Source organism: Algoriphagus boseongensis (assembly GCF_004362805.1).
GTDB lineage: Bacteria > Bacteroidota > Bacteroidia > Cytophagales > Cyclobacteriaceae > Algoriphagus > Algoriphagus boseongensis.
The window spans coordinates 783898-796059 of record NZ_SNYF01000005.1; the positions used below are offsets into that span (position 1 = coordinate 783898).

At 41.2% G+C, this 12162-nt stretch carries 10 protein-coding genes; 3 read left to right on the top strand and 7 right to left on the bottom strand.

Translation table 11 applies throughout. The features are described 5' to 3' along the window. Nucleotides 1-16: 16 nt before the first annotated feature. Both DFQ04_RS03420 and DFQ04_RS03425 read left to right on the top strand, forming a co-directional pair. Nucleotides 17-1102, top strand: a complete 1086-nt coding sequence (locus tag DFQ04_RS03420; RefSeq protein ID WP_133552699.1) for an aromatic ring-hydroxylating oxygenase subunit alpha — start codon at nucleotides 17-19, stop codon at nucleotides 1100-1102. Between the two features lie 198 nt (nucleotides 1103-1300). Next, nucleotides 1301-2563: a dicarboxylate/amino acid:cation symporter gene (locus DFQ04_RS03425; RefSeq protein WP_133552701.1), complete on the top strand. Its 1263-nt coding sequence runs from the start codon at nucleotides 1301-1303 to the stop codon at nucleotides 2561-2563. Between the two features lie 65 nt (nucleotides 2564-2628). Here the strand turns inward: DFQ04_RS03425 and DFQ04_RS03430 are convergent, their stop codons facing one another. From DFQ04_RS03430 to DFQ04_RS03450, 5 genes are all read right to left on the bottom strand, one after another. Continuing rightward, the gene (locus DFQ04_RS03430; RefSeq protein WP_133552703.1) at nucleotides 2629-3594 is read right to left on the bottom strand and encodes an alpha/beta hydrolase; all 966 of its coding nucleotides are present in this window, start codon (nucleotides 3592-3594) and stop codon (nucleotides 2629-2631) included. After that, nucleotides 3591-4136: a hypothetical protein gene (locus tag DFQ04_RS03435; protein WP_133552705.1), complete on the bottom strand. Its 546-nt coding sequence runs from the start codon at nucleotides 4134-4136 to the stop codon at nucleotides 3591-3593. Before DFQ04_RS03435 ends, DFQ04_RS03430 begins: the two co-directional genes overlap by 4 nt. A 162-nt stretch (nucleotides 4137-4298) precedes the next feature. Further along, entirely contained in the window at nucleotides 4299-4715 is a 417-nt protein-coding gene (locus DFQ04_RS03440; RefSeq protein ID WP_133552707.1) for a hypothetical protein, read from the bottom strand. A gap of 133 nt (nucleotides 4716-4848) precedes the next feature. After that, a complete protein-coding gene (locus DFQ04_RS03445) occupies nucleotides 4849-5604 on the bottom strand; it encodes a DUF1295 domain-containing protein (protein WP_133552709.1) in 756 nt (251 codons plus the stop codon). A 97-nt stretch (nucleotides 5605-5701) separates the two neighbouring features. Beyond that, nucleotides 5702-6442 carry a glycosyltransferase family protein gene (locus DFQ04_RS03450; RefSeq protein ID WP_133552711.1) on the bottom strand — a complete coding sequence of 247 codons (741 nt, stop codon included), beginning with the start codon at nucleotides 6440-6442 and terminating at the stop codon, nucleotides 5702-5704. Nucleotides 6443-6788: 346 nt separating this feature from the next. Between DFQ04_RS03450 and DFQ04_RS03455 the strand changes: the two genes are divergently transcribed. After that, entirely contained in the window at nucleotides 6789-7916 is a 1128-nt protein-coding gene (locus tag DFQ04_RS03455) for an immunoglobulin domain-containing protein (protein ID WP_133552713.1), read from the top strand. A gap of 243 nt (nucleotides 7917-8159) precedes the next feature. On the opposite strand, the gene DFQ04_RS03460 is transcribed toward DFQ04_RS03455, so the two are convergent. Both DFQ04_RS03460 and DFQ04_RS03465 read right to left on the bottom strand, forming a co-directional pair. Beyond that, nucleotides 8160-9680, bottom strand: a complete 1521-nt coding sequence (locus DFQ04_RS03460; protein WP_133552714.1) for a M28 family peptidase — start codon at nucleotides 9678-9680, stop codon at nucleotides 8160-8162. A gap of 45 nt (nucleotides 9681-9725) precedes the next feature. Continuing rightward, entirely contained in the window at nucleotides 9726-10679 is a 954-nt protein-coding gene (locus DFQ04_RS03465; RefSeq protein ID WP_133552716.1) for a succinylglutamate desuccinylase/aspartoacylase family protein, read from the bottom strand. Nucleotides 10680-12162 lie beyond the last annotated feature (1483 nt).

Here is a 12162-nt window from a genome sequence, read left to right on the forward strand (position 1 = left end):
AGAAAGATAAAAAGATATGTCGAAATACACCATCCACCCCGATATAAGCCAAGCCGAAACCCTTCCTTCTTCTTTTTATCGCTCTCAGGAAGTTTTTGAGGAGCTTATCGAAAAGGTATTTGCCAAAACTTGGCAATTCATTGGGGACAAAACGATGGTGGCAATTCCTCAGCAAGTCAAGCCAGTTTCATTTTTGGAATTTGGGTTGGAGGAACCTCTTTTGTTAACCAATGCTGATGGAAATATTTCCTGTATTTCGAATGTGTGCACCCACCGGGGAAATATCCTTTGCCATGATCCCTGCAAAACCAGACAAATCACCTGCGCTTACCATGGCAGAAGGTTTAATCTGAATGGGGAATTTCAGTTTATGCCGGAATTCAAAGAGGCCAAAGACTTTCCAAGACCTGCCGATAATTTGCACAGCTTTCCCTTTAAACAATGGGGTCCCTGGTTGTTTGCCGGTTTGGAAGATAGTATGGATTTTCAATCGGTCTTGGATACAATGGATCGAAAAGTGGGATTTTTGCCTTTGGAGGAATTCAAAGAAGATAAAAGCAGAAACAAGGATTACCTGGTCAATTCCCATTGGGCCTTGTATTGCGACAATTATCTGGAAGGATTTCATATTCCTTTTGTCCATGAGGGATTAAATGCTGTGCTGGATTATAGGAAATACGAAACGATTCTTTATCCCTATTGCAATTTGCAGGTAGGTCATTCTTCAGGAGGAGAACATGTATTTGATCTGCCAAAGGATCATGAGGATTACGGAAAGCAGATTTCAGCCTATTACTTCTGGATCTTTCCCAATATGATGTTCAATTTTTACCCTTGGGGATGTTCCATCAATGTGGTCAAGCCAATTTCAGTCAATCGAACCAAGGTCAGCTTTATCTCTTATGTCTACGATGAATCCAAGTTGGACACCGGAGCAGGAGCTGCTTTGGACAAAGTCGAACGCGAGGATGAATTCGTGGTAGAAGGAGTATTTAAAGGGATGTCTTCTCGAGTTTATAAAACCGGAAGGTTTTCACCGAAAATGGAAAAAGGAGTGCATCATTTTCAAAGCCTATTGGCTTCATTTTTAGATTCCAAATAGCTCTTCTGGAAGAAATACTAGTAATTCTAAAGCCTCTCAATAGAGAAGATTGCATTTATAATATCCTGAAAATCAGGGGTGGTTTTTTAATTTTATTACCGATCAAAAAAATCTTTTCTCCCGAAATAGGGACATGTAAAATTGATCAATTCAATTGACTTTATTTGCGTGGGAAAAAGTGAATCGCCCACCTATTTTATGAAAAAGAACTTCTTGACTTACTCCATTATTGGGGCGATGCTGCTTGGTGTAGCTGTGGGCTATTTCATTCATTCTACCGGACAACAGGAGTATATAACCACCTATTCAGGGAATATCAAATTACTGGCCACCATCTTTATCAGATTGGTTCAGATGATTATTGCTCCTTTGGTTTTCAGCACCTTGGTGGTGGGTATCGCTAAGCTAGGAGATGTAAAGGCAGTGAGCAGATTGGGTGGAAAATCTATGCTTTGGTTTTTTACCGCTTCCTTAATTTCCCTTTTGATAGGTTTGGTAATGGTCAATTATTTTGAACCAGGCGTGGGAATGAATCTGGCCGTTGCTGATTCTTCAGGTGTGGCTGATGTTACAGGTAAGACTCAAAGTTTTTCCCTTCAAAACTTTGTGGAGCATATCGTTCCCAAAAGTGTATTTGAGGCCATGGCGACCAATGAGATCTTGCAATTGGTGGTATTTTCCATCTTCTTTGGAATAGCGCTCTCAGGCATGGGACAATATGGCTATCCTTTGATCAAGGCTTTGGATGTGGTGGCTCATGTGGTTTTGAAAATGGTGGGTTATGTGATGATGACAGCTCCCTTAGGCGTATTTGGAGCCATATCAGCAGTGATTGCTACCCGAGGCTTGGATATTCTGCTTACCTATGCGCGTTATTTTGGGGCATTTATAGCAGGAATTGGAGCTTTGTGGGTGGTCTTGATGGCTGTTGGGTATTTGGTATTGGGTAAAAGGTTATGGGAATTACTTCAGCGTCTCTTCGGCTCCATGGTCATTGCATTCAGTACTACCAGTTCGGAAGCTGTTTTCCCAAAGCTTACTGAAGAACTCAAACGTTTTGGTTGCAACGAGCGAATCGTGTCTTTTATCCTTCCTTTAGGCTATTCCTTCAATCTTGACGGAAGCATGATGTACATGACTTTCGCCAGCATTTTTATTGCCCAAGTTTATGGGATTGAACTTGATTTAGGAACACAGTTGACCATGCTTTTGGTATTGATGTTAAGCAGTAAAGGAGTGGCTGGAGTTCCCAGAGCCAGTTTGGTTGTGGTCGCTGCTACCTGTGGCATGTTTGATATTCCGGTAGAAGGAATCGCTTTGATTCTACCTATCGATCACTTTTGTGATATGTTCCGGAGTGCTACCAATGTTTTGGGTAATGGTTTAGCGACAACGGCTGTAAGTAAGTGGGAGGGAGAGCTGGCTGAGCCTAGAGAAAAAGTGGTTGCTGAAGTAGTTTAATACTTCAGCTGAGAAATCATGAAGGTCTGAGTATTTGAATTTATTGAGGGCAGAAACCTTTTTATTTATTTCAATAAAGCTCTAGCGACTATTTCCTGAAAGGTTTCCAATTGGTTCATTCGATCTTTGCTAGTAACCGGATCGGCCCTAAACTCAAGCCGGGTAAATACATGAAGTTTCGAATCCACCATTTTAATTTTCACCTGATTGTTTGGACTTATCCCTTTTGAAATAAGCACTGCGCTTGCCGGGTCTGCACTTGAGTCCTCAGTGGACTTATAAACGCTTAAAAAAGTATTACTTGGAAGGGTAATGCCTTTTTGAAGGTTTAATCGAACTTTCTTGATTAATTCCTGAAGTTCCTGAAGAGTCTCTTGAGGTCTATAGGTATACCAGTATTTGGATTCACCAGCTGTGTTTTCCGTTTCGGTATAACCAACTAAAGGACCTAAAACCCCAATCAAAGGAAGAAGTTTATCAGATGGCAAAACTATAGGATCAACGAGTGTGATGCTTTTGGGAGTGATTTTATTTTTGAAATATCCAGAAGAGATGGCTTCTAAAATCAATGCACCTCCGGTCGATGAACCTACCAAATGTAAATTTGTATAGCCTGCCTCTAAAAGCGCTTCATATTCATCAAAAATCGCCTTTTGCCAATCCTGCCAACTGGCTGATTTAAAATCCTCATAACTTCTTCCATGTCCTCCCAATAATACTCTGGATGTGTAGTATTCTTGAGTTCCATCTGACCAATCAACAAATTCCTCCCATTCAAAGGTAGTCGCGCTGTACCCGTGGCAAAGTATAAAAACCGGACGAGTAGCCTCTTCAGAAGTTGGATTTGGATTTCGTAAAGAAGTCAAATAAGTTTCAGGAGAAAGTAAGGCTGGATCAACCAGTATTTTTCCATCCAGAAGATCATCTGAAATCTCAGAAGGATCTCCACAAGAACCCAACATTAAGCTAAGGCTTAGTCCAATTCCACATAGAACAATTGACCTTTTTCGGAAGTAGGAGAAGGATTTCATTTTAGTGGATAAAAGAAATTGAGCTGAGCAAATGTTGGATAAAGAGTTCCGGGACCCTTATCACCATTTCCAGAAATAAAATTATATCCTAGACTGAGGTTGATTTTCAAGGGAATCGCAGTTGCATATTCTAATCCGGCAGTGGCATAAAGCAAGGGAGAACCATGATCGAGAACTTCAAAGTCATTAGATTCATAATCTGCGTTGAAATATCCCGTTCCAAGACTGAATACCGGTCGGAGTTTATGCTCTTTTTTCAGGTAGTAAGCTAGCCATAGTTGGTAATTGTCCTGACGGATAGCATTAGAACCTATTGCTGACCCAAGTCTGCTTGTGGTATAGCCTATTCCCAAAGCCAACCTTTCAGGAGCAAATCTTTCAAAAGAGAACTTGGCTACAGGACCATTTTCAAAATATAAACCGAAAGCTTTTTGACTTCTTAGACCAAGGTCTATTTGAGTCTGGGCACTTGATACTTTTGGAAAAATCAAAAGGATCAAGCCCATTAAAGGAGCGAGGTACTTAAGTTTTTTGTGTACCATGATTTCCTGAAGTTTTGGGGATAAACTTGTTGAATCAGGGAATTATTTCTTAAAAGGAAGTTAAGGATTAAAAAGGAGGATTCCTTGAGTTTTGATTAAAGGGTAGTTATTGGTTAATTTTTTGAAATTGGTAGAATTTTTCAGGTAATTATTTTGATTGGTTTAGAATACTAAGCCAGAACCTCCAATAGAGAAGGATAACCCATCCATTGCCATCCATACCAACAATGCAGTTCCTGCTCCAGCTGCAAAAATTGTAATCGGAACATCCAACTTTGAAATTTTGATTTCATTGATATCCTGAAGCGGAATTTTTGTTGGGAATTTGTTCTTGGGCATGTTGTAATTTGCATACAAAGTGTCTTGGGATACATACTGATACTTCACGCCAATTGCTTTTCCTGAAATTGATTTTACTTGAATTTTTGCTCCCTCTTCAATTTGACGTAGCTGTTGGTTGAGAATTAGAATCCTTTCTTCTTCAGAAATGTCTTCCAATATGTTTTTTGATAAAGGCTTGTTGGAATAGCATGAGGTAAGTATTGCTATAAGGAAAATTAGTAGATAACAAGATTTCATGGCTCAATTGGGTTTTGATTCGAAATCAAGGTATCCCCATTTGGGATTGATTGAGAATTGAATAATTATATCAGCTCCTCTTTAATTATTGGACTTTAATAATTTGGAGATAAATCCGATTAGGATTATTGAATTACCATAAAAAAGGAATCACAATCTTTCTCTCTTTAGGGTATTCGGGAAATTTCTCCAAATACCATCGATGGTGTGCCCAAGCTCGTGGAAGAAGATTTGCAGCTGACCAAATAAAAAAGGAAAGGGAGGCCAAATTCCAGCTCAAAAGGGCAAATCCTGCCCATTCCAAAAGTTCTCCGGTAAAATTCGGACAAGTCACCCATTCGAAAAGTCCTCCTTTGGGAATTTTATATCCTGTTTCACCTGGCTTCCTCAAACTAATCAGGGTATTATCAGATCGGATGTTTAGTATCATCCCCACAAAAAACAGGGCTAAACCCAAGAGAAATCTGCCATCTGTAAGCCAGGAATCAGGGAACATTTCTCCATGCCATCCCAAAACGTACCCGATCAAACTCACATTGACCAGCTGAAAGCCAAATGCACTAAAGACAATTGCCATAGGCATTTTCTTACCGGCTGTTCGTGTGCGAAAAGGAAAGATTAAGGTTCGATGAATGTAATGAAATTCAAAAAGTCCGAAGATGATCCAAACCGTGCTTGTTTTCTCTCCTGGACCCAAAATCACCAAAAGAGCCATCAACCAAATTGAGGGAGACTCCATCACTATCCATCCCAATCGATTAGGAATCAGTTTTCCAAAACCCTTTTGAGTGTGTCTACCAAAAGGGGCCACCCTTTTGAAAAGAATCACAAAGGTTACAAGCGCAATTAAAATCCAGATTGCAATAAGAGTATAGTACCATTTGGGCATGGGGTAAAGATATTTGGAAAAAAGGATTTTTGCCTTTTCCAAAATGCATGCTTGCAATACACCAATTCCAAAAAATTAATTATCCAAGAAATGTCTACTAGTTACCTAATCCTAAGGCTTTCATTCCTGCCTGAAAAACCCTTTTGGAATAATTGGTAAGGAAGTGAAAATAGAATTTTTGGTAGTGGGGAGTTTGAAGAAGATGCTTTCTGGATTGATAGATCTTTCTGGTGTTCTTCAGAATTTTTACGTTTCTGTTAGCTTCAGAATTTCCGCAAACATGGACGAATAAGGCTCCGGAAGTGTCGTGTTTTCCTAAGATACAATTGAGGTAATAGGGGTCATGGACGATTATCTTTTCCTTATACTTTGGAATGATATGTTCTGCTACAATTTTCTGCTCAAAAGGAAAAGGACAATCATGTCTCATATCATGAATTTCCTGTTCCCAATGAATAGCGGATCGGTGAACCAATTTCACGCCAGTATTTACTGGAAAGCCTTTTGGTCGTTCATGAAATAAATGGTAAAGAATGTTAGGATCACTGAGGTCTATAAATTCCTCAATTCTCCTGTCCATGAATTGTACATATATGTCTGTGTCCAGCCATATGTACCATTCAGCATCTGGGTATTTTTCACTTGCCTTTAATAGAAGTAAACATCTTCTGAAGTGTAATTCAGAAACCTTACTCGGTACCGGAGTTTCGGCATCATAATACAGGTCATAACCGTGGGTTTTGGCGTACTCTTCAAGACTCAATCGGGTAAGTTCGGCAAAAAGCACCCCGCTGGGATAATGCCCGGAAACAAGACAGATCTTTCTTTTATCACTCATGGAAATCCAACTTTCAAAACCCAAACATACAGTTTTGTTTTTTTTCAGGGTTAATAAGCCTTTATTATTCTTCCTAAAAAACCTAAAATTTGAAGACGGTATAATCCTTTTACCTAGTTTAAATCTTCCTTTATTCTACCAAATGAATTACCAAAGTGGATTAAAATAGACAGAATTTTAGGTCTATAAGGAAATTTCATGAGCTCATTTTACAAAATGTTTATTCTTAAAAATTACCAACTTTTAGGTATTGTGGGTGAAAGGAAATGGGTAGAATATTGGGGTGAGAATTCTTTGGGCTTGGTAAAATGCCAATTCCAAGAATCAATCACTCAAATTAAGTCAAATGAAAATTCAAAAAAATTGGATTAGTTCATCTTTTGGAAAGGCTAATTCCCTACTAGTTAGAAGCTTTTTATTTCTCTTTTTCTGCTTTCTTCTTCCAGGCTGTCAATTCCTCGAGACAAAGGTCAAAGAATTTCTATTAGAGTTCAATGCTGCGGATGGAACTATGAATCAGGTGATTGTAGATGGAACCCTGTTTATTGATGGGGTGACCACAGATGTCACGACCAAAGATATTCTTGATCTTTCTGTTTCTGACAAAGAGATTTTCATTACCATGGAATTTGGGAATGATATTTATTTTTTGGCGGTGCCTTCGGTAGAAAAAACATATGATTTGTTTGATGAATATGAGGGACAAGTTATGGCTTTCACCGGAGGAGGATATAGGACCCTAGGGGGTATTGGAAACTTGTCAAATTTTTCAGTCGAGGCCACAGATACCTATGAAGGATCTGGATCATTTGGAGTTACAGCTGTGGGAGAGATTCAACTTACGACCGGTGGGGCAATCAAGCAATTCTCTCTTCAAATGAATTTTGATTTTGACACCAGTCGCACTGGCGGAATCGCTGGAGGAGGGGGAAGTACCGGTGGTGGATCGGGATCTACAGGTGGAACCGGTGGCTCAGGGGGTACTGGTACTTGTGTCAATGAAATCAAAGCTCCAAAATTGGTCGCTTATTGGGATCAAATCAAACCTGTTGCTCTAGCGACGGGTACCGGTAAAAGAATAGCAGCGAACCAAGTTTTTTCCGATTTAAAGGCCTCAGACGTGGGATTATTTATTGATGCGACATCAGGCGGTACGCGGTATGTCGTTCAGATTTTGTTTACCTCCGCTAATTTGGTTGCGAATAAAACCATCAACTTTCAAAATGGAGGTGCTGGAGCAGGGTTAACCAATGCTGGAGCAATAGGAATACTTTATGCGAAGAATGGATCGGTATCCGATGATTGGAGGACCAACAGGGATTTTGGAAAGAACAAGAATATGGGAACGCTAACCATCAAGACTGTTACCCCCAAAATTACCGGGACCTATTCCTTCAAAGCTTCGGGAGATGGATATCCCTCTCTTAATAATCAGTACGCTGAAGTAAGTGGATCTTTTTGTATAGATCCTTGATAGCTTTTTTGTCTACTTTTTCCAAAGCCCAAGTCCTTTGATTTGGGCTTTTTTGTTTTCTATTTCTGAGTAGACTTGTTAATTGATTTAATCCCCCTTGCCCCCTTTATAAAGGGGGAGTTAGTAAGCAATCTCCTCCAAATTCTGAATTTCGGTTCGAGTTATTCAATTTGTTTTGAGGTTCAAAAAAGCACAATTCCCCCTTAATAAGGGGGTGGGGGGATTTAAAGCATGAAAGTTGGTTTATTTCTCTACCGAAGGCTTAAGCGTACTCCCTGGCTTCCAGGCAGGCGCTATCTCACTGTTAGCCACTCGCTCTACCAATCCATAGAAAAACGTATTAAACTTGGCTGCAGCTTCCCAATCAATTTTTTGCTTGAGATCATCCTTTGGGGTATGATAACCCTCTCGATACCATTGACGATAGATCTTTTCACTTTCACTTCCGGGTTCGTAGCCAAAGACAAAATTGATCGCTGGAATTCCTGCTTGGATAAAGTTCCAATGGTCTGAACGCCGAATCAGGTTTCGGGAAGGTTCTGGGTCATTCTGAACTCGGATCTGCATACTTGCGGCAACAGCAGCGGCATCGTCTCCCAAGGTGGTTTCATCCAAAGCATGAACCGTCATAAGGTCCAGAGGAAAAATAGGCCGAAGCTGGTCCAAATTGATATTGGCAGCAATACTTTCTTTAGCAACAGGAAGGTTTTGAACCAGATATCTGGAGCCTAATAATCCTTTTTCTTCTCCAGTCACAATCGCAAAAATTATAGGACGCTTAAAACCCTTGCCATTCTGCCTTTTCGCCAATTGAACCAAAAGAGCGACATAGGCAGCATCATCCAGAGTTCCGTTGTACAGACTATCCCCGTCCACAGGTTCTCCGTACCCATAGCCATCCAAATGAGCAGTCAATACAATTGCCTGATTTGCCAGACTAGGATCAGTACCCTCCAAGCGAGCAAGGATATTTGGGGAAGTTAAAGTTCGGTCTGCCTTGGTAAAACTAGCCTTGAAGCTATCAGGAATCTCAAAGGTAGGCAAGGGCTTCCCCTGACTTCCTAACTCAATCAGTTCTGTGGCGTTTTGCTTACTTCCTTCAATCAGTTTACCCAATGCATCTGCATGAAGTCTGAAGTTTAGGAAAGAGCTTGGAGTAGAAGGGGATCCAGCCAAACGAACGCTACGGCTATAGGCAAAAGGCCATCTTGGAGGTTCAATGGTGTAGCCCGGATCGGCAATCAGGATCATACCCAATGCTCCTGCCTCGCTTAAGGCTTTGAACCGGTCTTCATTGCTGGGAAGACCTTCCTTTTGGGAACCGTGGCAAATGACCAGTTTGTTTTTTACCTCTCCCAAACTGGCTGAGTCACAATATCCGCAATAGATCATGGGGGCCTCAACGCTCTCAGAAACGCTTGTCGCCCCAGCATAGATGTCATGCAGGAATTTTAATTCTCTATCCCCAGCAAAGACGCTTGCCTGAATAATGGCTGTTTCTTCCATCGCCACCTCCTGATACCAGCCTCCATTTTCTCCCAAAGGTTGTAGGCCTGCTTCTGCAAAGGCTTTGGCAACCACATCTGCTGCCCGGGCATATCCCGGTGAACCGGTATCCCGACCTTCCATTTCATCACTGGAAAGTGTAGTGGTAATGTCCCACCAGGATTGGGTGTCTTCGTCTAGTTGAGAGGAAGTTTCTTTTGGTTTTTCACAAGCTGTGAAAAGTAGAGCGAAAATTAGGATAGGGAAAAGCTGACGCATAAGTTCTGGTTTGGTTGGATGATATAAAGTGTTTTTTGCAGGGGATTATCTCACCCCGATAGCACAGAGGGGATCATTTTTGGTAATTGCTAGAGAAGTAACCAGATACAGGACGATTCCATCTTCATCAGCAAGGTATTCGGCTTTTGGGGTACCAAAGTAATCTCGGATTTCTCCCAATTTCTGCCCTTTTTTTACTTCTTCTTCCAGTTGCACGAAAGGATACCAGCATCCATCCACGGAGGAGGTGGTGACCAGCATTTTGTCTAAATAAGTTACCGCAAATTGCTCTGGCATTCCTGGGATTACCTCCAAATACTTGAGGACATTCCGAACAGCTTTTTTGTATTGTTCTACTTCTTCCGGACTCCAACGTCCACATTGGCCTAATTCTGCCAAAAAACCAGGAGTCCCAGCTAATGCAGCCGCTCCGATAGAACCATTATCCGAAACCGAACCTACCACATAGGGAAAACCCAAAAGGGCCGAAATCTCTCTTGATTTTTCTGCGGTAGCCGAACCGCCTAGTTTGGAGTAGATCACAAAAGGAACCAGGCCTTCATGAATGTCTCCTCCATGCAAATCCAAAAAGAAATCAGCCGCTTGCTGAAGCTGGTGAACTTCATAGGCTATCCGCTCACTGACTGTCCCTGTGGCTTTTCCTGGAAAGACCCGATTTAAGTTCTTTCCATCATAGGGCCCGTAATACTGCAATTTTGCCAAAAAGGCGGAGGGGTTAACGGGATGAATGATCAAAATAGAACCTGCTACCTCGGCGGGATCCAGTTCATTAGCCAATTGAATCGCTGTTTCAATGCAAGGATATTCTCCACCATGTACACCTGCGGTAAGTAGGATGGTTTTTCCCGGCTTGGCTCCCTGGATAAAAGTAAAGGGCATTTCGACGGGAGTTCCGGGAATAGGGATAAATCCCCTGACTTTGGTATTTGGAGCGGATTTTTTATCCTCAGAAAAGCGATTGGGTAAGAGTTGGATCATGGTTGGTGGTTTTGGGAATTAGGATTTCAAGATAAGAAAGCGGGAGGGATTTTCTTTCTTTTTAACCACATAGACACATAGAGAAAAAAGATAAATCCCATCAAACACCGATCATCCCAACCTCCGAACCTCCAAACTTCCTAACCTTTCAACTTCCCACTTTAAACCGCAGAGGCGCAGAGAAAAAGGTTCAATTGTCAATTGTCCCGTAGGGACTAAAGCTCGGTAGGCAAATAAATAATGTTTTTTCCTCGCTGGTGCAGGGATTTGATTAGGAATGGATTTTCAATCACCAGCGAAATGGAAATGATTCTTCTTTCACAAGGATTTTCTTTCTTTTTAACCACATAGACCACATAGAGAAAATAAGATATCCCCGATCAAACATCAGACATCCCAACTCCCTAGCTTCCCACTTTAAACCGCAAAGACGCAAAGGATAAGATTCAATACCAATTGTCCTGTAGGGACCTAAGCTCGGTAGCCTAATTGATAGTATGTTTTTTCCTCGCTGGTGCAGGGATTTTGTTGGGATTGGATATTCATTTACCAGCGAAATGGAAATTATTCTTCTTTCACAGGGATTTTCTTTCTTTTTAACCACATAGACACATAGAGAAAATAAGATATCTCCCATGAAACACCGGTCATCCCAGCCTCCGAACCTCCCAACTCCCTAACTTCCGACATTAAAACCACATTAACACATACGGTTTCTCGCAAAGGCGCAAAGACGCAAAGGATAAGATTCAATACCAATTGTCCCGGAGGGACTTAAGCTCGGTAGGCAAATAAATAATGTTTTTTCCTCGCTGGTGCAGGGATTTTATTGGGAATGGATATTCAATTACCAGCGAAATGGAATTGATTCTTTTTTCACAGGAATTTTCTTTTTTTAACAACATAGACACATAGAGAAAATAAGATATCCCCCATCAAACATCGGTCATCCCAGCCTCCGAACCTCCAAACTCCCCAACTTCCAACATTAAAACCACATAGACATATAAGGTTTCTCGCGGAGGCGCAAAGACGCAAAGGATAAGATTCAACAATCCATTGTCCCGGAGGGACTAAAGCTCGGTAGCTGAATTTATAGTATGCTTTTTCCTCGCTGGTACAGGGATTTGATTAGGAATAGATCTCCAATCACCAGCGAAATGGAAATGGTTCTTCTTTCACAGGGATTTTCTTTCTTTTACCACATAGACACATAGAGAAAAAAAGATACGGCCCATCAAACATCCCAACTCCCTAACTTCCAACATTAAAACCACATAGACACATAAGGTTTCTCGCGGAGGCGCAAAGACGCAAAGGATAAGATTCAACAATCCATTGTCCCGGAGGGACTAAAGCTCGGTAGCTGAATTTATAGTATGCTTTTTCCTCGCTGGTACAGGGATTTGATTAGGAATAGATCTCCAATCACCAGCGAAATGGAAATGGTTCTTCTTTCACAGGGATTTTCTTTCTTTTTAAC